The sequence below is a fragment of the Pseudoduganella sp. GW821-FHT05F09 genome (genome assembly GCF_059419605.1).
In genome coordinates this window covers 202,282-224,321 of record NZ_JBWKSD010000005.1, presented here as the reverse complement: position 1 = coordinate 224,321, position 22,040 = coordinate 202,282, and the positions used below count along the sequence as shown (strand labels likewise).

Annotated in this window: 17 protein-coding genes and 1 tRNA gene; 11 read left to right on the top strand and 7 right to left on the bottom strand. The window is 64.5% G+C overall.

What is annotated here, in order from left to right; translation table 11 throughout:
* Nucleotides 1-14: 14 nt before the first annotated feature.
* Nucleotides 15-1,004 carry an esterase/lipase family protein gene (locus AC07S4_RS17810; protein WP_494987932.1) on the bottom strand — a complete coding sequence of 330 codons (990 nt, stop codon included), beginning with the start codon at nt 1,002-1,004 and terminating at the stop codon, nt 15-17.
* A gap of 76 nt (nt 1,005-1,080) precedes the next feature.
* Complete coding sequence (locus AC07S4_RS17805; protein WP_494987931.1) at nt 1,081-1,926, bottom strand: hypothetical protein; 846 nt, start codon at nt 1,924-1,926, stop codon at nt 1,081-1,083.
* Nucleotides 1,927-2,047: 121 nt separating this feature from the next.
* Between AC07S4_RS17805 and AC07S4_RS17800 the strand changes: the two genes are divergently transcribed.
* Genes AC07S4_RS17800 through AC07S4_RS17785 form a run of 4 tightly spaced genes read left to right on the top strand, consistent with a single transcriptional unit; the run spans nt 2,048 to nt 5,315 of the window.
* Complete coding sequence (locus tag AC07S4_RS17800) at nt 2,048-3,388, top strand: amino acid deaminase (RefSeq protein WP_494987930.1); 1,341 nt, start codon at nt 2,048-2,050, stop codon at nt 3,386-3,388.
* A gap of 9 nt (nt 3,389-3,397) precedes the next feature.
* The gene (gene pip, locus AC07S4_RS17795; RefSeq protein WP_494987929.1) at nt 3,398-4,354 is read left to right on the top strand and encodes a prolyl aminopeptidase; all 957 of its coding nucleotides are present in this window, start codon (nt 3,398-3,400) and stop codon (nt 4,352-4,354) included.
* Nucleotides 4,355-4,408: 54 nt separating this feature from the next.
* The gene (locus tag AC07S4_RS17790; RefSeq protein ID WP_494987928.1) at nt 4,409-4,849 is read left to right on the top strand and encodes a DUF2721 domain-containing protein; all 441 of its coding nucleotides are present in this window, start codon (nt 4,409-4,411) and stop codon (nt 4,847-4,849) included.
* A 13-nt stretch (nt 4,850-4,862) separates the two neighbouring features.
* Complete coding sequence (locus tag AC07S4_RS17785; protein WP_494987927.1) at nt 4,863-5,315, top strand: hypothetical protein; 453 nt, start codon at nt 4,863-4,865, stop codon at nt 5,313-5,315.
* 24 nt (nt 5,316-5,339) lie between these two features.
* Here AC07S4_RS17785 and AC07S4_RS17780 read toward each other — a convergent pair whose 3' ends face one another.
* Entirely contained in the window at nt 5,340-5,921 is a 582-nt protein-coding gene (locus AC07S4_RS17780; RefSeq protein WP_494987926.1) for an SRPBCC family protein, read from the bottom strand.
* Nucleotides 5,922-6,088: 167 nt separating this feature from the next.
* Here AC07S4_RS17780 and AC07S4_RS17775 point away from each other — a divergent pair, with 167 nt between their 5' ends.
* Nucleotides 6,089-8,131 carry a 2,4-dienoyl-CoA reductase FMN-binding domain-containing protein gene (locus tag AC07S4_RS17775; RefSeq protein ID WP_494987925.1) on the top strand — a complete coding sequence of 681 codons (2,043 nt, stop codon included), beginning with the start codon at nt 6,089-6,091 and terminating at the stop codon, nt 8,129-8,131.
* Between the two features lie 10 nt (nt 8,132-8,141).
* On the opposite strand, the gene AC07S4_RS17770 is transcribed toward AC07S4_RS17775, so the two are convergent.
* The 3 genes from AC07S4_RS17770 to AC07S4_RS17760 all read right to left on the bottom strand — a co-directional run bounded on the left by AC07S4_RS17770 (nt 8,142) and on the right by AC07S4_RS17760 (nt 12,666).
* Nucleotides 8,142-9,869, bottom strand: coding sequence for a cation:proton antiporter domain-containing protein (locus AC07S4_RS17770; RefSeq protein ID WP_494987924.1), 1,728 nt, complete (start codon nt 9,867-9,869; stop codon nt 8,142-8,144).
* 95 nt (nt 9,870-9,964) lie between these two features.
* Complete coding sequence (locus tag AC07S4_RS17765; protein WP_494987923.1) at nt 9,965-11,086, bottom strand: beta-ketoacyl-ACP synthase III; 1,122 nt, start codon at nt 11,084-11,086, stop codon at nt 9,965-9,967.
* Nucleotides 11,087-11,220: 134 nt separating this feature from the next.
* Nucleotides 11,221-12,666 carry a S41 family peptidase gene (locus tag AC07S4_RS17760; protein ID WP_494987922.1) on the bottom strand — a complete coding sequence of 482 codons (1,446 nt, stop codon included), beginning with the start codon at nt 12,664-12,666 and terminating at the stop codon, nt 11,221-11,223.
* Between the two features lie 311 nt (nt 12,667-12,977).
* Here AC07S4_RS17760 and AC07S4_RS17755 point away from each other — a divergent pair, with 311 nt between their 5' ends.
* The 4 genes from AC07S4_RS17755 to AC07S4_RS17740 all read left to right on the top strand — a co-directional run bounded on the left by AC07S4_RS17755 (nt 12,978) and on the right by AC07S4_RS17740 (nt 20,102).
* On the top strand, nt 12,978-13,541 hold the full coding sequence (locus tag AC07S4_RS17755; RefSeq protein ID WP_494987921.1) for a hypothetical protein: 564 nt from the start codon (nt 12,978-12,980) through the stop codon (nt 13,539-13,541).
* Nucleotides 13,542-13,641: 100 nt separating this feature from the next.
* The gene (locus AC07S4_RS17750) at nt 13,642-15,843 is read left to right on the top strand and encodes a TonB-dependent receptor plug domain-containing protein (RefSeq protein ID WP_494987920.1); all 2,202 of its coding nucleotides are present in this window, start codon (nt 13,642-13,644) and stop codon (nt 15,841-15,843) included.
* Nucleotides 15,844-15,860: 17 nt separating this feature from the next.
* Nucleotides 15,861-17,909 carry a M13 family metallopeptidase gene (locus AC07S4_RS17745; RefSeq protein ID WP_494987919.1) on the top strand — a complete coding sequence of 683 codons (2,049 nt, stop codon included), beginning with the start codon at nt 15,861-15,863 and terminating at the stop codon, nt 17,907-17,909.
* Between the two features lie 150 nt (nt 17,910-18,059).
* Complete coding sequence (locus tag AC07S4_RS17740) at nt 18,060-20,102, top strand: M13 family metallopeptidase (RefSeq protein WP_494987918.1); 2,043 nt, start codon at nt 18,060-18,062, stop codon at nt 20,100-20,102.
* 109 nt (nt 20,103-20,211) lie between these two features.
* Here the strand turns inward: AC07S4_RS17740 and AC07S4_RS17735 are convergent, their stop codons facing one another.
* Nucleotides 20,212-20,760 (bottom strand): c-type cytochrome, encoded by a 549-nt coding sequence (locus AC07S4_RS17735; protein ID WP_494987917.1) that lies wholly within the window; start codon nt 20,758-20,760, stop codon nt 20,212-20,214.
* Between the two features lie 212 nt (nt 20,761-20,972).
* Between AC07S4_RS17735 and AC07S4_RS17730 the strand changes: the two genes are divergently transcribed.
* Both AC07S4_RS17730 and AC07S4_RS17725 read left to right on the top strand, forming a co-directional pair.
* Nucleotides 20,973-21,048, top strand: a tRNA-Arg gene (locus AC07S4_RS17730).
* Between the two features lie 425 nt (nt 21,049-21,473).
* On the top strand, nt 21,474-21,782 hold the full coding sequence (locus AC07S4_RS17725) for a hypothetical protein (RefSeq protein ID WP_494987916.1): 309 nt from the start codon (nt 21,474-21,476) through the stop codon (nt 21,780-21,782).
* Nucleotides 21,783-22,040 lie beyond the last annotated feature (258 nt).

Below are 22,040 nucleotides of genomic sequence, written 5' to 3'. Positions count from 1 at the left end.
TGCGCGGCGTGCAGCTAGTGTGTTTTTGCAGCCAGCGCGCGCTCTACGAAGTGCATTGATGCCTCCAGCATTTCCGCACGGGGGTAGGGGTTGCGGTTGATGATGGTGCTGGAAAGGACGGGGGCATGGGAATCGAAGGGCAGAGCCACGCCGAAGTGGTCGGCGTTGGCATAGCCGAGCAGCGTGCTGCGGGGAAGAATGGCGTCGGAATGCAGCAGCTGGCCATCGTTGCGGGGATCTATCTGCCCCAGTTCGGCATGCATGCCCATGAAGATAGCCGAGACGTGCTCGCTGTCGGGTGCAGCGACGATGGAGAAATAGCGGGGCTGGCGCGGCAGGGTGTGCCTGCTCAGCCACTCCAGCCGGTACTCCCTGCTAATGCTGCGCATCTCGCTGCCGTCACCTGCCTCGCAATGCGGATAGGGGAGCTTAGCCAGTGTTGCCTCGTACAAGCCACCCAGATTGTCCGCCAGCGGCGATCCGTTGACGGCGCCCGCCACGCTGACGACGGCTGCAACCTGGTCTGCCAGCTCGGGGTGGTTTGCCAGGGCGGCCATGGTGTCTGCCGTTCCCTTGGAGTAGCTGATGATGGCAACGCGCCGGGCTGGACTCTGCAGCCGCTGCTGCGCTATATGCTGGCGGATGATTTCCCCGTTCTCATCCGAACCGGCGCGGCCGCGCACGGGAGCGTAGCTGACGGCGTAGCCGAGGCTACGCAGGCGTGCTGTGGCATCGCCAAATGCCGGTACTGAGGGCAGGCACTGGCCGAAGATGCCGGTAACGATGACAATGTCCACGCTGGGTTTCAGCGGCGCAGGCGCGCTGGCGGGCACGGCAGTTGATTCGTCGGCAAACTGGCGTAGCCAGGAATTGCAGGAAGGGTTGCCCGCAGCACGCATCAAGTGGCAAAAAACAGCCCGGAAGGCTACCCGTTCATCTTGGATGGCTGCGTCCTTTACGGTAGCGTACACCATAGCCGGATCGTTGCCGGCATAGCGGCTCATGGGCGAGGTGCAGGCTGCCATGAATGCCGTGCCGCAGAGCGCAACGCAGTATCGCAGCATCTGCCCCCGTCGCATTTTATTTGGCTTCCTCGGTTGCCAGCGCCGCGTTGACGGCTTTGATACGGTCGCCCAATCCCGTGATGTAGGACGCTTTCTGTTTCTGGATTTCTGCGGATTGCATCTGTGCAATGGCAAGTTCGTTGTTTAGCGATAGCAGCGTGGCTTTCAGGCGCAGGATTTTTTGCGTCGTTCCACCTGCCGTGCCTTCGTCCAATGCTTTCTGCAGGCCTTCCATGAACGAGCAGGAGTAATGAAGGTTAATCACGTCGCGCAGCGCTTCCGGGACGGTATACTGTTTGACGTCGAGCTTTAGCGAGGTATAGATCGTGGTGGAGCGCGTATCGCGCATTTCATTAATTTTTTTGTCGACGGCCGTCACCAGCATTTGTTTGTAGACGGTTTCATTGATCAGCGAGCGTTCTGAATTGGAGAACAAGGCGAGCGCTGCGAGGATAGATTTTGTTTTTTCGACCGTGACGACGGAGGCCGCGCCGGCGAACAGATTGGTCATTGTGCCAAAGGTGAGATTCCACGCTGCTTCGTTTCCGTAGATGCTACGGCGGTGCGCCATGCAGAGTTCCGATGAGGCGATGACTAGCGCGGACACGGCCTGATTGCGCTGCGTCGTGCATTTTTTGACATCAGCATCGGCGACGGTGGCTTCGAAGCAGTCTTTTTCAAGCAAGGGCAGGTTGCCCTCACTGGGTTTTTGCAAGCTGGTGGTGAGATCCGAGTATGTTTTTCCGGCATTTTTCGTCAGGCTGTCCGCCGAATAGCCTTGGTACATATAGTTCTGAAGACCTGCACAACCCGACAATGCCGTTGCCGCAATTACGGCGCACGTTATCTTTTTCACTCGCATGTTTTTCCTCGGTTGTAGGACAATTCCTATGTCTGATGTAATCTACATCAGCTTTTCTGAATGTCAATAAAACAATTGTCAATAATCAATTACTTTCATTTCAACAGTCTGCTAAAAGCTCATGGATAGACACTTGCCCGAAGGCGGCCTGGCGCTGGACAGCCTGGCCGAACAAATGCTGCAGCCCGGCGTCAAAGGCCTGCCGCTGACCGAACCGCTGCGCCAGGGCGCCATCCCCGTGCAGCGCTGGAATGTGCTGCGCGGCGACACCAGCTACCCCGTTGCGCTGCTGAAGGAATCCGCGCTGCTGCACAACCTGGACTGGATGCGCCGCTTCTGCGAGCGCTACGGCGCGGTGCTGGCGCCGCATGGCAAAACCACCATGAGCCCGCAGCTGTTCGGCGCCCAGCTGGCCAACGGCGCCTGGGGCATGACGCTGGCCACCGCCGCCCAAGTGCAGATCGCCTACCGTTTCGGCGTGCGGCGCGTGCTGCTGGCTAACCAGCTGGTGGCCCCGGCCGACATCCGCGCCATGCTGGCGCTGATGAAGGACGATCCCGCCTTCGAGTTCTACGCCCTGGTCGATTCCGAGGAGGGCGTGCAGCGCCTGGCGCGCGGCGTGGCCGAGGCCGGGCTGGCGCGCCCCCTGCCGCTGCTGGTGGAGCTGGGCCTGCCCGGCAAGCGCGCCGGCTGCCGCACGCCCGCCGAAGCGATGGCCGTGGCGCAGAAAGTCGCCCGCGCGCCCGGCCTGCAGCTGGCCGGCATCGAAGGCTATGAAGGCCTGCTGCAAGGGCATGACCGCGCCGCCAGCGTGGAAGCGGTGCGCGCCTTCGTGTCCCAGCTGGCCGCGCTGGTGCGCCAGGCGGACGGCAAAAAGCTGTTCGGCGGCGCGCAGATTCTGCTCTCGGCCGGCGGCTCCGCCTATTTCGACCTGGTGGCGCACGGCTTCGCCGGGCTGACCGGCCTGTCGCGCCCCGTGCTGCCGGTGCTGCGCAGCGGCTGCTACCTGACCAACGACCACGGCTCCTACCAGGACCTGACCCACGACATCAGCGCGCGCGAACACGCCGCCGACGGCCTGCGTCCCGCGCTGGAAGTGTGGAGCATGGTCACTTCGCGTCCCGAGCCCACGCTGGCCATCCTCAGCATGGGCAAGCGCGACGCCTCGTATGACCAGGAGCTGCCCATCCCGCTGTACCAGCACCGCCCCGCAGCGGACGGCGGCACGGATCTCGTCCCGGCCCCGGCCATCTTGCCGCCCGGCTGCCGCATCGAGAAAATGAACGACCAGCACGCCTACCTGCGCCTGCCGGAAGGCGACGCGCTGTGCCAGGCGCTGAAAGTGGGGGACCTGGTCGGCTGCGGCATTTCCCATCCCTGCACCACCTTCGACAAATGGCCGCTGCTGCTGGTGGCCGACGATGCGTATACTGTGCGCTACGCGGTCAACACCTTCTTCTGAAAGACAGCCATGCCTGATTCGAATCCCTCCCTGTTCCCCGCCATCGCGCCGCTGCGCCACGGCATGCTGGCCGTCGACGCGCTGCACACCATCTACTGGGAGGAGGTGGGCAACCCGAACGGCATACCGGTGCTGTTCCTGCACGGCGGCCCGGGCGCCGGCCTGTCGCCCGCGCACCGCCGCTTCTTCGACCCGCAGCAGTACCGCGTCATCCTGTTCGACCAGCGCGGCGCGGGCAAGTCCACCCCGGTGGGCGAGTGCCGCAACAACACCACCCAGCTGCTGATCGAGGACATCGAGCGCCTGCGCGCCATGTTCAGCATCGAACAGTGGCTGGTGTTCGGCGGCTCCTGGGGCTCCACGCTGGCGCTGGCTTACGGCCAGGCGCACCCCGAACGCTGCCTGGGCTTCGTGCTGCGCGGGATCTTCCTGTGCACCCAGCCCGAGATCGACTTCTTCCTGGAAGGCTCGCGCTGGTTCCACCCGGACGTGTACGACGAATTCGTGGCGCCCATCCCGGCCGAAGAGCGCGGCGACCTGCTGCAGGCCTACGTCAAGCGCATCATGAGCGACGATCCGGCCGTGTACTGGCCGGCGGCGCGCGCCTGGAGCCGCTTCGAAGGCCGCCGCGTGTTCCTGCTGCCGCAGCCCGAGGAAGCCGCGTCGGACGCGATGGACCTGGGCGTGGGCCGCCTGGAATCGCACTACATGGCCAACCTGGGCTTCTTCGAGGACGAGCAGCTGCTGCGCAATGTGGACAAGATCGCCCACCTGCCGGCCGTGATCGTGCAGGGCCGCTACGACGTGATCTGCCCGCCGGTGTCGGCCTGGAAGCTGCACAAAGCCTGGCCCGGCTCGGTGATGAAGATGATACCGGACGCCGGCCACGGCGCCATGGAGCGCGGCATTGCGGCCGCGCTGGTGGCCGCCACCGAGCAGTTCAAGCGCCTGCGCGGCTTCGAATAAGGCCGCCCGGCCTGTTACACTAGCGTCTGGACCCTGCAAGCGCACACACACGCAATGAATATACAAGTCGGCGATATAGGACACATCATCCAACTGGCGATTGCGCCGGTCTTCCTGCTCACGGGCGTCTGCACCAACCTGATGGTGCTGACCAACCGCCTGGCGCGCATCATAGACCGCTCGCGCGTGCTGGAAGACCGGCTCGACGTCGGCTACAACGACAGCTACCTCAACGAGCTGGACGTGCTGTACCGGCGCTCGCACCTGATCAACGTATCGATCGGCTCCTCCACCGGCTGCGGCCTGCTGATTTGCCTGGTGATCGCCATGCTCTTCGTCGGCGACACCACCAACGTCACGCTGGACAAATACATCGCCGGCCTGTTCGTGCTGGCCATGCTGGGCCTGATCACCAGCTTCGTCTACCTGCTGCGGGAGATCTTCATCGCCTCCGCCTCCATGCGCGCGCACCGCCACATGCGCCCGCCAACATAAGAAACAGAGCACCATGCACGACTATCAACGCCCCCCCACCCTGTACCGCTACGGCGAGCGCAGCGACCTGGAACTGGCCCTGACGCAAGGCCAGTTCATCCTGCACCCGGCTTCCAGCTGCCTGACGCTGAGCTTCTCCAAGGCCTGGGACCGCAAGCTGTTCGACCTGTTCACGGCGGACGCCTGCCTGGTGATACACAACACCGAAGAATTCGGCGAGCGCATCCACCGCGCGGTGCAGCGCGCGCTGCCCAGCTGGGCCGGCATCGACGGCGCCGTGGAATACGGCCACCGCGCCGCCCTGGGCGCGGCCTTCACCAAGACCGCGGCCGAGAAGCACGAGCGCGAATGGCAATTCGCCTGGCGCGCCATGCAGGCCAACCTGAGCCTCAATTCGGTGATGATCAAGATCGGCAGCATCGAGCAGTTCGCCGAACTGCGCGGCCCGGACTACGCGGCGCAGTAAGCGCCCGTCCGCGCGGCGGCCCGCCTAGTTGCGGCCCGCCGCCACTTCCGGCTTGTCGATGCGCGCCAGCACGGCGCCCATCATGCGCTCGATGTCGCCGCGGATGATGTTCGTGCCCAGCAGCCCGGGCACATAGAAGTTCGGCACCAGCTTGCCGCTGTAGACCACCTTGGTCCCGCCGTCCGGCAGCGGGAACAGCTCCCAGCGTGACTCGTAATGCTTCATATCGCCCGAAATCAGGGCGATGTCTATGCTCGTCATCGGCGTTTCCGTGGCGCGCACGATCAGGTGGATGGACTTGGACATGAACAGGAAGCGCGCCGTGCCAAATTGTTCAATGATGACCTCATTCCCATTGCGCGACAGCACCCGGCAGGACGCCATGTCCGGCACGAACTCATTCATCCGCTCATAGGTCGTCAGCGTCTTCCAGACGGTGGCGATGGGCGCCTGCACGGTGCCGCTGGCGTCCACCTCGTACAGGTGCAGCGCGTCCTGCGTCACCCGCGCCACGGAAACTTCCAGTTTCGGCAGCTCAAGCTTGGGCGCCTGCGCGAGTAGCGGCGCAGAAATGCTGAATAGCAAAATGGCAAACAATGACTTCATTGTTCCAGCGTAAGGGAAGTGATGGCAGAATACAAGCACGGCACAATACGCTTACAAAATAAGTATTTACGTGGCGCCGGAGGGCATTTTAGTAACATTGGTCTAAAGAAAACCGCTCTAATGCAAGACTATCTTGCATGCAACGGTCAACGCTACCAATAATCACAATGACAACTCCAAGCTACCCTCATCTGCTGGCCCCGCTGGACCTCGGTTTCACCACGCTGCGCAACCGCGTCATCATGGGCTCGATGCACACCGGCCTGGAAGACCGCTTCTACAACTACGGCAAGCTGGCCGCGTTCTACAGGGAGCGCGCCAGGGGCGGCGTGGGGCTGATCGTCACCGGCGGCATCTCGCCCAACCGCTCCGGCTGGCTGCTGCCCTTCGGCGGCACGCTCAACTTCCTGGGCGACGTGCCCAACCACCGCAAGGTCACCAGCGCGGTGCACGAAGAGGGCGGCAAGATCCTGATGCAGATCCTGCACGCGGGCCGCTACGGCTACCAGCCTTTCGTGGTGTCCGCCTCCGACCGCAAATCGCCGATCTCGCCGTTCAAGCCGCGCGCGCTGAGCGAGGCCGGCATCCAGGCCACCATCCGCGACTACGCGCGCTGCGCCAAACTGGCCAGGAAGGCCGGCTACGACGGCGTGGAAGTGATGGGCAGCGAAGGCTACCTGCTGAACCAGTTCCTGTGCGCGCGCACCAATCTGCGCACCGACCGCTGGGGCGGCAGCATCGAGAACCGCATGCGGCTGCCGGTGGAAATCGTCAAGCGCATCCGCGCCGCCGTGGGGCCGGACTTCATCATCATGTACCGCCATTCGCTGCTCGACCTGGTCGACGGCGGCAACACCTGGGACGACGTGCTGGCCGTGGCCAAGGAGCTGCAGCACGCCGGCGTGACCATTTTGAACACCGGCATAGGCTGGCACGAAGCGCGCGTGCCCACCATCGTCACCTCGGTGCCGCGCGCCGCGTTCGCCAGCGTGGCGGGCCGGCTGCGGCGCGAAGTGACGATACCCGTGGTGGCCTCGAACCGCATCAACATGCCGGGCGAAGCGGAAGACATCATCGCGCGCGGCGACGCCGACATGGTCTCGATGGCGCGCCCCTTCCTGGCCGACCCCGAGTTCGTCGTGAAGGCGGCGGCCGGGCGCACCGACGAAATCAACACCTGCATCGGCTGCAACCAGGCCTGCCTGGACCACACCTTCTCCAACAAGCGCGCCAGCTGCCTGGTCAACCCGCGCGCCTGCCACGAGACGGAGCTGGTCTACAAGCCCGCCGCCAAGCGCCGCAAGGTGGCGGTGGTGGGCGCCGGTCCGGCCGGCCTGTCGGCCGCCACGGTGGCCGCCGAATGCGGGCACGACGTCACCCTGTTCGACTCCAGCGACAGCATAGGCGGCCAGTTCAAGGTCGCCATGCAGATCCCGGGCAAGGAAGAATTCGCCGAGACCATCCGCTACTTCAGGCGCAAGCTGGAGCTGACCGGCGTGAACCTGCAGCTGGGCCAGCGCGTCACGCGCGAAGCGCTGCAGGCGGGCGGCTACGACGACGTGATCGTCGCCACCGGCATCAAGATGCGCAAGCCGCCTATCGAAGGCATAGACCATCCGAAAGTGCTGTCCTACCTGGACGTGCTGGCGCACAAGAAGCCGGTCGGCAAGCGGGTCGCCATCATCGGCGCCGGCGGCATCGGTTTCGACGTCGGCGAATACCTGCTGCACGACACGGGCAAGCCGCTGCCGCTGGCGGTGGAAAGCTGGACCAGGGAATGGGGCGTGGACCTGAAAGCCACCACCGGCGGCGGCCTGGTGGCGCCGTACGCGGAGGAGCCTGTGCGCCAGCTCTACCTGCTGCAGCGCAAGACCAGCAAGCTGGGCGCAGGCCTGGGCAAGACCTCGGGCTGGGTGCATCGCGCGGTCCTGGCGCGCAACGGCGTGGTGATGCTGGCGGGGGTGCAGTACAACAAGATCGACGACCACGGCCTGCACATCACGGTCGACGGAGGCGAGCGCCTGCTGGCGGTGGACAACGTCGTCATCTGCGCCGGCCAGGACAGCCTGGCCGAGCTGATGCCGCCGGAAGGCCAGGCCCCGGATGGCGGTAGTCCGCGCTTCCACAAGATCGGCGGCGCCGCCCTGGCCTCCGAGCTGGACGCCAAGCGCGCCATCAAGGAAGGCGCCGAGCTGGCAGTGAGCCTCTAATCCACCAGGCTCAATGCGTGTTGTGCGCGCGCGGCTGGGCGAAATCCTCCAGCACGAATTCGGCCATGCCGTTGGCCAGTTCGTGCTCGCCGATAAAGATCTTGCCGGCGCGTTCCTTGCTCAGCAGTTCCGCCTCTTCTTCGCTATGCGTGCGCACCACGGTCTTGATGCCGGGGTTGAGCGCGCGCGCCGTCTCCACCATGCTGCGCACGTGGAAGGTGTCCGGCGTGGCGATCACCAGCATGCGGGCGCGCGCGATGTGGGCCTGGATCAGCACCGCCGGCTCGCCCGCGTTGCCCGCCACGGCGGGGATGCCGTCCTTGCGCAGCTGGTCCACCACTTCGCGGTTCTGCTCCGCCACCACGTAGGGTATGCCCTTGGCGGCCAGCATGGCGGCGATGCGCCGGCCCACGCGGCCATAGCCGACCAGCACCACCTGGTCGTGCAGATGCTCCTGCGGCACCGACATCGGCAGCTCGGCCAGCGGGTCGGCGCTGCGGTCGAACTTGGCGGCCAGGCCGCCGTTGCGGCCGAACCAGCGCTCCAGCGGTTTCACCGCCGCGAACACCAGCGGGTTGAGCGCAATCGAAATGATGGCGCCGGCAAGTATCAGGCTCTGGCCCTCGTGCGGCATCAGCTTGAGCGAAATGCCCAGCGCCGCCAGGATGAAGGAGAACTCGCCGATCTGCGCCAGGCTGGCCGACACCGTCAGCGCCGTGCGCAGCGGATAGCGCAGCACGATCACCAGCAGATAGGCGGCGATCGATTTGCCGAACACGATGATGGCCACCACCGCCAGCAGCTTCAGCGGCTGCTCGGTGACGATGGACGGCTCGAACAGCATGCCCACCGAGACAAAGAACAGCACGGCGAACGCGTCGCGCAGCGGCAGCGACTCCTCGGCCGCGCGGTGGCTCAGTTCCGACTCGCGCAGCACCATGCCGGCGAAGAAGGCGCCCAGCGCAAAGGAGATGCCGAACAGCTTGGTGGCGCCGTAGGCGATGCCGACGGCGGCCGCGATCACGCACAGCGTAAACAGCTCGCGCGAATTGGTGCGCGCCACCTGCCACAGCAGCCAGGGGAAGAGCTTGCGGCCGATCAGCATCATGAAGGCGATGAAGCCGCCCACCTTGCCGAAGGTGATGGCCAGCGTCTGCCATAACGGCACTGCGGCATCGGCCACGCCGTGGCCGTCATCAGGCGCCACGCCGCCCAGCGAGGACGCCAGCGGCGGCAGCAGCACCAGCACCAGCACGGTGACCAGGTCCTCCACCACCAGCCAGCCGACCGCGATGCGGCCGTTGAAGGAATCGAGGATGCCGCGCTCCTCGAGCGCGCGCAGCAGCACCACGGTGCTGGCCACGGACAGCGCCAGGCCGAACACCAGTCCGCCGCCTATGCTCCAGCCCCACCAGTGCGACAGCGCCATGCCCATGCCGGTGGCCGCCGCGATCTGCAGCACCGCGCCCGGCAAGGCGATGCGCCGCACTTCCCACAGGTCGTCCAGCGAAAAATGCAGGCCGACGCCGAACATCATCAGCATCACGCCGATCTCCGCCAGCTGCCCGGCCAGCACCGTATCGGCCGCGAAGCCCGGCGTGGCGGGGCCGATCAGGATGCCGGCGGCCAGGTAGCCTACCAGCGCAGGCAGTTTCAGGCGCGTGGCGATGAAGCCGAATACCAGCCCGAATCCGAGGGCGGCGGCGATGGTGGTGATCAGGGGAATGTCGTGGGGCATGCGTGCGGGGCTCCTGTGAGGGTGAGTTATCAGCCCAAGGGTAGCACATGCCGGAGCAGCGGCGCGGAAGGCGCCGCTGCGGGGAGGGGAGGAGATTACAGCTTGCGCACCACCACCGCGCCGATGGAGTAGCCGGCGCCGAAGGAGCAGATCACGCCCAGCGCGCCTTGCGGCAGGTCGTCCTGGTGCTTGTGGAAGGCGATGATGGAGCCGGCCGACGAGGTGTTGGCGTAGCTGTCCAGGATCACCGGCGCTTCGCCCGGCTCGGCCTCGCGGCCCAGTATCAAGCGGCTGATCAGCAGATTCATGTTGAGGTTGGCCTGGTGCAGCCAGTAGCGGCTCACCTGCGGCACTTCCAGCCCGGCGCGCGCGATGCTGTCCTTGATCATCTCGGCCGCCATCGGGCATACGTCCTTGAACACCTTGCGGCCCTGCTGCTTGAACAGCTTGTCCGGCTGGCCCGCGCCCGCTTCGTCGAAGCGGTTCAGGAAACCGAAGTTGTTGCGGATGTTGTTGGAGAAGCTGGTCTTGAGCTTGGTGTCCAGGATCTCGAACTGGTGCTTCGACACCGCCGCGTCTTTGGCTTCGATCACGATGGCGGTGCAGGCGTCGCCGAAGATGAAGTGGCTGTCGCGGTCGCGCCAGTTCAGGTGGCCGCTGGTGATTTCGGGGTTGAGCACCAGCACCGCGCGCGCCTGGCCGCTTTGCACCGCCGCCACCGCCTGCTGGATGCCGAAGGTGGCCGAGGAGCAGGCCACGTTCATGTCGAAGCCGTAGCCGTCGATATTCAGCGCCTGCTGCACTTCCACCGCCATGGCCGGGTAGGCGCGCTGCATATTGGAGCAGGCCACCAGCACCATGTCGATGTCGGCGGCGCTGCGCCCGGCGCGGTCCAGCGCCTGCTGCGCGGCGGCCACGCAGATTTCGGCCTGCAGCGACAGCTCGTCATCCGCGCGCTCGGCAATGCGCGACACCATGCGCTTGGGATCGAGGATGCCTTCCTTTTCCATCACGTAGCGCGACTTGATGCCGGACGCTTTTTCTATGAAGGCCACGCTGGACGCTTCCAGCGCCGCCACCGTGCCCGCTTCGATGGCGCCCGCGTTGTCCGCGTTGAACTGCTCGACGTAGGCGTTGAAGCAGGCCACCAGTTCTTCATTGCTGATGGAGTTCGGTGGCGTGTACAGGCCGGTGCCGCTGATGACGACTTGTTTCATATTCTTCAATCTTTCTCTTGTGGATAGGGCTGTCGCCTTTTTATTGGAGAAATTCTACACGAACGCTCGTACTAAAAATGAAGAACGGCGCCCCAAGGGCGCCGCAGCTTGCCGGATTGCCGTGGAAACGGACTTTATTTTCGCATGGGGTCCTTGGCGGCCGGGTCCACCACCTGCACCAGCTTCGATTCCTGCTTGGCCAGCTGCACCGGCAGGCCTTTCAGATGGTTCAGCGCCTGCTGCAGCTGGAAGTCCTCGCCGCTGCCGTATTCCAGCGGCTTGCGCTTGCGCTCGGCCGCCAGTATGCGCAGCTGTTCCTCCGCTTCGTCGCGCTTGCTCTTGGCCGCTTCCTGCTCGCGGTCGTTGGACAGGTGCTTGACCAGGTCCGCTTCGCGCATGCGCAGCGCGTTCAGGCCGTCGCCGTCGGCGTTTTCGTCCACCAGCAGTTCCGGCGTGATGCCCTTGGCCTGGATGGAGCGGCCGTTCGGCGTGTAGTAGCGCGCCGTGGTCAGCTTGACGGCGGTGTCGGCGGTGAGCTGGCGTATGGTCTGCACCGAGCCCTTGCCGAAGGTCTGGCTGCCGATGATGGTGGCGCGCTTGTAGTCCTGCAGCGCGCCGGCCACGATTTCGGAGGCGGAGGCGGAACCGGTGTTCACCAGCACCGCCATCGGCACGTTCTTGATCGCCGCCGGCAGCTTGGACAGGGCGTCGCCTTCGCTGCGCAGCGCGTAGAACTCGGGACGGCCGTAGAAGGTCTGGCGCGAGTCAGGCAGCTGGCCGTTGGTCGAGACGATGGCCGCGTCCTTCGGCAGGAAGGCCGCCGCCACGCCGATGGCGCCTTGCAGCACGCCGCCCGGATCGTTGCGCAGGTCCAGCACCAGGCCCTTGATATTGGGATCCTGCTTGTACAGTTCGGTGATCTTGGCGGCCAGGTCGTCCACCGTGGGCTCCTGGAACTGCGCCACGCGCAGCCAGGCGTAGCCCGGTTCGACGATTTTCGCCTTCACGCTTTTCTGCACGATTTCTTCGCGCGTGATGTGGAACACCAGCGGTTCCGGCTCGTCCTTGCGCAATATGGTCAGCGACACCTTGGTGTGCGGCTCGCCGCGCATCTTCTTCACCGAGTCGTCCAGGCTCAGGCCTTTGACCGGGGTGGTGTCGAGCCGGGTGATCAGGTCGCCCGCCTTGATGCCGGCGCGGTAGGCCGGCGAATCCTCGATCGGGGCCACGATCTTGATGTAGCCGTCTTCGCTCTGCCCGATCTCGATGCCCAGGCCGACGAACTTGCCCTGCGAGCCTTCGCGCAGTTCGGCGTAGGCTTTCTTATCGAGGTAGGCCGAGTGCGGATCGAGCGAGGCGACCATGCCGGTAATGGCCTCGGTCAGCAGCTTTTTGTCCTCCACCGCTTCCACGTAGTCGGACTTGATGAGGCCGAACACGTCGGCCAGCTGGCGCAGTTCCTCCAGCGGCAGCGCCGGGTCGGCAGGCCGCTGGGCCATGGCGGAGAACTGCAGGGAGACGGCAATGCCGGCGACGACACCCAGGCCAACCAGCCCGGTATTTTTGAGTTTCTTGCCCATGTTTCACCTGTGTCTAGCTGCCGCAGTCATCCTACTGCGCGCAAAAACAGTATAAACCTGATTTCCGGCAAGCTGCGTAGCTCGTCCGTAATTTATCTCGTCTTTACGGCGTTTTACACCACAGCATGATAGGCCGCCAATATTGCCCTTTTATCCGCTCTGTTAAGGCCGCGTTCACGACCGTAAGGAATTGTAAGAGTCCGGGAAGAGCCCCAAGCTGCGGCCTACACTGGGTTGGTAGTTCTTCTCAACCCTGTAGTGGTTTTTTGGCCTGCGCACCCTGCGTAGGCTTTTTTTTGCCCGGAGACCCGATGACACGCAACCTCATTTCCAACTACGCGCGCGGCCTGCTGCTTACCAGCGCGCTGGCTTTTGCCCTGCCTTCTTTTGCGGTGCCGGTCATGGAGATGCGCGCCGAGGATTTGCTGGCCATGGCGTCCGACTTCCGCAAGGAGCTGAACCTGACCACCAACCAGGCCACGCTGTGGCAGCAGACCGAGAGCCGCACCAAGGCCTTGCTGCGCGAGCGCAAGTCGCGCCGCGAACGCATGCAGGCCGCGCTGCGCCCGGCGCTGGACGGCAAGGACGTGGAGCTGCGCGACCTGGCCGGCGGCGTGGAGGCGGAGGCGGCCGCGTCGGCGGCGGAGGAAAAGCAGCTGCGCGCATGGTGGCTGGATGTTAATGATGCCCTGGATGAAACCCAGCGCAAGCAGGTGGCGGTGTTCCTGGCCGAGCAGATGCAGCGGGTGGAAGGCGGCGGCGGCGAGCGCGGCGAACGGCCGAAAGAGGGCGGCGGCGAAGGGCGCGGCGGCCACAAGGGCAAGGGCGGCATGGGCGGCGGCATGGGCGGGCAGGGCGGCCCCGGCGGCCGCTAGGGAGGAGTCTGGCGGCCCTGCTGTTGTATGGCATGTATCGAAAAGTAAAAAGCGGCCGCCGGCGGGGACGGCGGCTGTTGCCGCCGCTTAAAATGCAGGCATGCGTAAATTGATTCCCCTCGCCTGCCTGGCTTTAATCGGCGCCCACTTCAGCGCCGAGGCCCAGGAAAAAACCCAGGACAGAGTCCAGCCCGCCAAGGAAGACAGCAAGGACATCCAGAAAGTCACCATCAGCGGCGGCCGCCAGGACGACATGGCCGAGCGCCGCAACTCCACCGCCGGCAAGCAGGTCTTCGGCCGCGAGGAGCTGGACCGCAACGGCGACACCACCCTGGGCGAGGTGCTCAAGCGCCTGCCCGGCGTGACCTTGGGCGGCGGACGTCCCGGCCGGGGCGGCGACGTGCGCATGCGCGGCCTGGGCAGCGGCTACACGCAGATCCTGCTCAACGGCGAGCGCGCGCCGGCCGGCTTTTCGCTCGAGTCGCTGTCGCCGGACCAGGTGGAGCGCGTGGAAGTGATGCGCGGCCCGGTGGCCGAGAACAGCACCCGCGCGATTGCCGGCACCATCAACGTGATCCTGCGCGACGGCTACCAGCAGCGCGACATCCAGCTCAAGCTGGCCGACAGCTACGAGCGCAATCTGCACACGCCCAACGTGTCCATCACCGTGCCGGGCAAGGTGGGCAGCCTGACCTATACCCTGTCCGCCAGCCTGAGCAAGAACCGCCAGAAGGACCTGGGCGAGTCCGTCATCAGCGACACCGAGGACGACGGCGACGTCGTCAAGCTGCAGCACGTGGAAGAGCACAGCAGCGGCAGCAGCGAGAACCTGCACCTGACGCCGCGCCTGTCCTACAAGTTCGGCAACGGCGATACGCTGAACTTCCAGCCCTTCATCATGGCCACCCGTGGCGACACCGATGCCCGCAGCGACCTGGCGCAGCTGGCCGGGGCCGTGCCGCCCGAGTACAACCTGGCGCTGTCGCAGAGCCACGCCAGCTCCACCATGCTGCGCGGCTTTGGCAACTGGCTGCACAAGCTGCAGGGCGCGGCCAAGCTGGACGTGAAATTCGGCCTGGGCCTGGCCAAGCGCGACAGCGATACCGTGCGCAATCAGTTCAACGGCGCCGGCGCTTTGCTGGACCGCTTCCACGACACCGACAGCACGCGCGACCGCGGCTTCAACACCGGCGGCAAATACAGCTCGCCGCTGGGCGAGGGCCATCTGCTGGCCGCCGGCTGGGACGTGGAAACCAGCCGCCGCGAGCAAACCAAGGTGGGCACCGACAAGAACGGCAACGCGCAGTTCGACGACTCGGGCGACAACCTGACCGCCGACACCCGCCGCGTGGCCGTGTTCGCGCAGGACGAATGGGACATCACGCCGCAATGGGGCGTGTACATGGGCGCGCGCTGGGAAGGCATCCGCACCACCAGCGATAGGAGCGCCGGCACGGTCAGCAACACCAGCTCCGTGTTCAGCCCGCTGCTGCACGGCGTCTACCGCATCCCCGGCGCCGGCAAGGACCAGCTGCGCATGAGCCTGACCAAGAGCTACAAATCGCCCAATGTGCAGGACCTGATCGCCTTGCCCGTGCTGTCGCGCCTGAACAGCGCCACGCGCCCGGACCGCACCGGCAACCCGGAACTGAAGCCCGAGCTGGCCACCGGCCTGGACATGGCTTTCGAACACTACCTGGGCCGCAGCGGCATCGTCAGCGCCAGCGGCTTCGTGCGCGACATCGACAACCTGATCCGCCGCGAGCTGAGCCTGAAGCCGGGCAGCGCCGGCCCGCGCTGGGTGTCCACGCCGGGCAACGTGGCGCACGCGCGCACCAAGGGCGTGGAGCTGGAGGCCAAGTTCCAGCTCGCCGAGCTGATGGACGACGCCCCCGCGATTGATTTCCGCAGCAACTACAGCCGCTTCTGGTCGCGCGTGGACGGCGTGCCCGGTCCGGACAACCGCCTGGACCAGCAGCCGAAACAGACCGCCAACCTGGGCCTGGACTACCGCATGAAGGACTTGCCGCTGTCCATGGGCGCCAGCTACAACTGGACCCCGGCGATCCGCGTGCAAAGCAGCCTGAGCCAGACGGTGGAGAGCAGCCGCAAGCGCGTGGTGGATGCGCATGTGCTGTGGAAAATGACGGCGCTGACGCAGCTGCGCCTGGCGGCGGCGAACCTGCTGGCCGACGACGCCACCGGCAGCAACCTGGTCTACACTAATGGCCTGTCGCAACGTTCCACGACGCTCAACCCCACTTACCGAGTGTGGACCGCGCGCCTGGAAACCAAATTCTAACGAGGAGAGAGAAGTTGATGAAACGTACTTTGCTGAGCACCCTGGTCATCGGTCTGATGGCAACCCAAGCTTACGCGCATGAGGGCGACCACCCTGCGCCGTCGACCGCTCCGATCTCGGGCATCGACACCCAGTACATCGACGCCGGCGTGCGCGCGCAGGACGACTTCTTTACCCACCTGAACGGCGGCTGGCTGAAAGCGACCAAGATCCCGGACGACAAGTCGAGCTGGGGCTCCTTCGCCAAGCTGCGCGACGACACGCTGCCGCAGCTGCGCGGCCTGATCGAAGACACGCAGAAGGCCAAGCAGAAGCAGGGCACCGAGGCGCAGAAGATCGCCGACCTGTACACCAGCTATATGAACGAAGCGGCGCTGGAAAAGCTGGGCACCAAGCCCCTGGCCGGCGAGCTGAGCGCCATCCGCGGCCTGAAGGACAAGAAGGCCCTGCCGGGCATGATCGCCCACCTGACCCGCATCGGCGTGGCGGTGCCTTACGGCGTCTACGTCAGCCAGGACGCGCGCAACTCCACCCAGCACGCCGCCAGCATCGCGCAAAGCGGCCTGGGCCTGCCGGACCGCGACTACTACCTGAAGAAGGACGACGCCCGCCTGGCCGCCGTGCGCGAGAAATACGTCGCCCACATTGAAAAACTGCTGACCCTGGCCGGCCACAAGAACGCCGCTGAGGATGCGAAAGCCGTGATGGCGCTGGAAACCGCGCTGGCCGAAGTGCAGTGGACCAAGGTCGACAACCGCGACCCGGTCAAGCGCTACAACAAGACCGAAATCGCCAAGCTGGCCGAACTGGCGCCGGGCTATGACTGGAAGGACGCGCTGGGCAAGGCCGGCATCGCCACCAAGACCGACACCATCATCGTCAACCAGCCGAGCTACCTGGCCGGCTTTGCCAAAGTGGCCGAAGCGACCGACCTGAACACCTGGAAGGCCTACTTCGAGTGGCAGCTGCTGCGCGACGCCTCGCCTTACCTGAGCAAGGCCTTCTCCGACGCCGACTTCGCCTTCTACAGCGGCGTCATCAACGGCGTGACGGTGCAGGAGCCGCGCTGGAAAAGCGGCGTGCGCGTGGTGGAAGGCGCCATCGGCGAAGGCCTGGGCAAGCTCTACGTAGCGCAGTACTTCCCGGCCGACCGCAAGGCGCGCATGGAAGCGCTGGTGAAAAACCTGATGGCCGCCTACAAGGACAGCATCGACAACCTGGACTGGATGAGCCCCGAGACCAAGCGCGAGGCGCAAGCCAAGCTGGCCAAGTTCACCACCAAGATCGGCTACCCGAACAAATGGCGCGACTACAGCGGCCTGAGCGTCGTCTCCGGCGACCTGGCCGGCAATATGCGCCGCGCCGCCGAGTTCAGCTACAAACGCAACCTGGCCAAGCTGGGCGCGCCGGTGGACCGCGAGGAATGGGGCATGACGCCGCAGACCGTGAACGCCTACTACCGTTCCACCACCAATGAGATCGTGTTCCCGGCCGCCATCCTGCAGCCGCCGTTCTTCGACGCCCGCGCCGACGACGCGGTGAACTACGGCGGCATCGGCGCCGTCATCGGCCACGAGATCAGCCACGGCTTCGACGACAAGGGCAGCCAGTCCGACGGCGACGGCAACCTGCGCGACTGGTGGAGCGCCAGCGACCGCGCCAACTTCCAGGCCAAGGCCGACGCGCTGACCAAGCAGTACGACAGCTACAGCCCGCTGCCCGGCTACTTCGTCAACGGCGCGCTGACGCTGGGCGAGAACATTGCCGACAACTCCGGCGTGGCGGTGGCCTACAAGGCCTATAAGCTGTCGCTGGGCGGCAAGCCTGCGCCGGTGATCGACAACCTGACCGGCGAGCAGCGCTTCTACATGGGCTTCGGCCAGGTATGGCGCAGCAAGATGCGCGAAGAAGCGCAGATCAAGCAGGTCAAGACCGACCCGCACTCGCCCGGCCAGTTCCGCGCCAACGGCACCATGAAGAACCAGCCCGGCTTCTACGAAGCGTTCGGCGTGAAGGAAGGCGACCCGATGTACCTGGCGCCGGCGCAGCGCGTGATCATCTGGTAAATCTTCAGTAATCGGAAACTACAAAATGGCCACTACTTGTGGTCATTTTGTTATCTGCCGCAAGGCTCTGTGCTAGAGTGAAAATCCCGGTCACGAGCCGGACATAAAACCAGACCTACATCGAGAGGAAGCATCGCTGTGAAACGACATTTGTTGAGTGCATTAACCCTGGCCTTGCTGGCCAGCGCAACCGGCCTGGCCGGCGCCGCCGACGCCGCCAAAAGCCCGACCGGCGGCAAGCTGACTTCCGGCATCGCCGTGGAATACATCGATCCCGCCGTGCGCGCGCAGGACGACTTCTTCACCCACCTGAGCGGCAAATGGCTGGCCACCACCGAGATCCCGGCCGACAAGTCCAACTGGGGCAGCTTCGCCAAGCTGCACGACGACATCCAGCCGCAGCTGCGCGCCATTATCGAGAACGCCGCCGCCAAGCAAAGCGCCGGCGCGGACGAACAGCGCATCGGCGCCTTCTACGCCTCGTATATGGATGAAGCCAGGCTGGAGCAGCTGGGCGCCGCGCCGCTGCAAGCCCAGCTGGCCCGCATCGCCGCGCTGAGCGACAAGAAGCAGCTGCCCGCGCTGATCGCCAGCAACAACCAGACCGGCGCCAGCGCCCCGGTCGACCTCGGCATCCACCAGGACAACAAGGACTCCACCAAATACGTGGTGGACTTCAGCCAGAGCGGCCTGGGCCTGCCGGACCGCGACTACTACCTGAAAAAAGACGACGCCAAGCTGGCCGACACGCTGGCCAAGTACGAGCAGCACATCGCCAAGATGCTGGCGCTGGCCGGCGACAAGGACGGCGCCGCCAAGGCCAAGGCCATCGTGGCGCTGGAGACCGAGCTGGCCAGGATCCAGTGGAGCAAGGTCGAACTGCGCGACCCGATCAAGGCCTACAACAAGATTGACACCGCCAAGCTGGGCGAGCTGACCCCCGGCTTCGACTGGACCGCCTACCTGGACGCGCTGAAGATCAGCGGCAAGGTGAACTACGTCATCGTCAGCCAGCCGAGCTATCTGAAGGGCTTTGGCGAGCTGCTGGCGGCCACGCCGCTGGACACCTGGAAAGCCTACTTCCAGTGGCACGCCGTGCGCGCCAACGCGGCCTACCTGTCGAAAGCTTTCGTGGACGAGAACTTCGCCTTCTACGGCACCGTGCTGAGCGGCGCCAAGGAAATGCGTCCGCGCTGGAAACGCGGCGTGAGCGCGGTGGAAGGCGCGCTGGGCGAAGCGGTCGGCAAGGTCTATGTCGAGCAGCACTTCCCGGCCGAGCGCAAGGCGCGCATGGAAGCGCTGGTGAAGAACCTGCTGGTGTCGTACAAGCAAAGCATCGACAAGCTGGACTGGATGAGCCCGGCCACCAAGAAGCAGGCGCAAGCCAAGCTGGCCAAGTTCACCACCAAGATCGGCTACCCGAACAAATGGCGCGACTACTCCGCGCTGGTGGTCACGCGCGACGACCTGGTGGGCAATGTGCAGCGTTCGCGCCAGGCCGACTACGACAAGGAAATCAGCAAGCTGGGCAAGCCGATCGACCGCGACGAATGGGGCATGACGCCGCAGACCGTGAACGCCTACTACAACCCGGAGATGAACGAGATCGTGTTCCCGGCCGCCATCCTGCAGCCGCCGTTCTTTGACGCCAATGCGGACGACGCGGTGAACTACGGCGGCATCGGCGCCGTGATCGGCCACGAGATCAGCCACGGCTTCGACGACCAGGGCGCCCAGTACGACGGCGACGGCAATCTGCGCGACTGGTGGAGCGCCGCCGACCACAAGAACTTCGAAGCCAAGACCAAGGCCCTGGTGGCGCAATACAACGCCTTCAGCCCGCTGCCCGGCTACAACGTGAACGGCGAGCTGACGCTGGGCGAGAACATCGCCGACAACTCCGGCGTGGCGATCGCCTACAAGGCCTACAAGCTGTCGCTGAAAGGCAAGCCGGCGCCAGTGATCGACGGCCTGACGGGCGACCAGCGCTTCTTCATGGGCTTTGCGCAAGTATGGCGCAGCAAGATGCGCGATCCGGAAATGATCACCCGCATCAAGACCGACCCGCACTCGCCGGGCCAGTTCCGCGCCAACGGCACCATGCGCAACCAGCCGGGCTTCTACGAAGCCTTCAAGGTCAAGCAAGGCGACAAGATGTACCTGTCTCCCAAAGAGCGCGTCATCATCTGGTAAGGCATAAAAAAAACCGCTCTGACGAGCGGTTTTTTTTTGCGCGGTACAAAACCGCAGGGCCTATAGGTACAACGTAGGGCGGGTTAGCGCAGCGTAACCCGCCGCGTGCTTAGCCCTTGGGCGCCGCAGCAGGAGCTGCCGCAGCCGGAGCCGCCGGCACTTCAGGCTCCTTCAGCTTGCCGCCCGATTTATTCGCCATAAACACCACGGCGCGCGCCACTTCCACGTCATCCAGATCCGGGTTGCCGCCTTTGGCAGGCATGGCGCGCAGGCCTTCCAGCGCATGCTTGACCACCGTGTCCTGGCCCTGGGCCAGGCGGGCGCCCCAGGCGCCGTTGTCGCCCACTTTAGGCGCACCGGCCACGCCGGCGCCATGGCAGGCCGCGCAGGTGGAGGTGTAGATGGCTTCGCCCGACTGCAGCACTTTCGGCGCATTCGCATCCTTCAGCGTAAAGCCCACGTCGGCCACAGGCTGCAAGCGCTTGCCGATGGCTTCGGCCGACTGGCTTTCCGTCCCGGCGCCGGTTAGTTTAGTTGCGGTAACGAATTGCACCAGCAAGGCGATGCCCAGCACAGTGATGAGGAAGAAGCCGATCACTGCTGCTGCGAGCTGTTTTGGCGTTCTGATGGCGGATTCGTGGTTGTGTGCGTCGCTCATGATTTCCTTAATAACAAACAAATGTCGAAACTTGCGTCGGCGTTACGTTATCGGTTTTGCATGCAGGTGTAGAAGCGCAATTGCTCGCCAAACGGGCGATTATAGTCTCAAAAGATTGCCTGTGGATGCAGAACGGTGCAAAAGCGACACTTTTCATGGACGCACAAGACGAAACCCGGTATCCTTCTGTCACCTCCGAAGTTCCCTCCTACGCGGCTGTAGCTCAATGGATAGAGTATTGGCCTCCGAAGCCAAGGGTTGTGGGTTCGATCCCCGCCAGCCGCACCAATAAAATCAATGACTTACGTGATATTCTGTAACTGGAACCATAACCTGGCCGTTTGGCAAGGATATGCTTCCAATTTGCAGTGGCAAAGTTATGCTTCCAAGTTGGCCTGTACCGCGCGCTTCCTTCCATGAGGTTGCTGCCTCGTGCGAGATTGCCCTCGCCACGCTCAGGCTGTTCTCCCGTGCTGCATCGGACATCGCTGCGATGCCCTTTCGTAGCCGGTCGGCTCCCAGGGGGGCCTCCGCCGCGAAGCGGGTTGCCCCAGGCTCGGCCATGCTCAGTTTCAACAGCCCTGCGATAATAGACTCGACTTGGCTCAAGTACCAGTCGGCAGTTCTATCGGCCTGTGACACAGTCGCACGGCAATTGGAGCGACGAGACTAGATCCTGCTGTTCCTTGCCCATACATCGGATTGGATATAGAGTGATTGATATGGATGGGAAAAAATTCAACTTCGACCTTGGGAACCGCCGTTTAACTGTGGACGAGGCCAAGGCAGTGGAGATCGCCAAACGCGTCTTTCACGTTAGCTTTGCACGTCATGGACGAACCGGCAGTGCGGCGGAACTTGCAGTCTTTAAAGCGGCTGCGGCACCCTCGGAGACTACGCCACAAGGCACGGAAGTTATCAAAGGGAACTCACCGGAGAAACCGCCCGCGGCTGACCTGGTTGGCACCGGCAGTGAATTCTGGACCACCAACAGGGTGCCGTCAGCGCATCGAAGGTACTGATGGAAGAGCAAAAACGGCCAGGATTTCAGGCACCCTTCGCGACGTGCAATCGCGGCATCGGAGGTCACGCACGTGAGGCCGCAATAGTGCATCAAGTGCATTGATGGAGACGGGCATGAAAGCTTTACACCTCATTACAAACCGTTTTTCAAGGCCGCCGGCTGTGTTCACTGCGGAGACGAAGATTTTAGGGGCAACGGCTACAGAGTGGGAGGCGGCGTGGACCGGTGGCTTCCAGCATACCTTCCGAGAATTGGA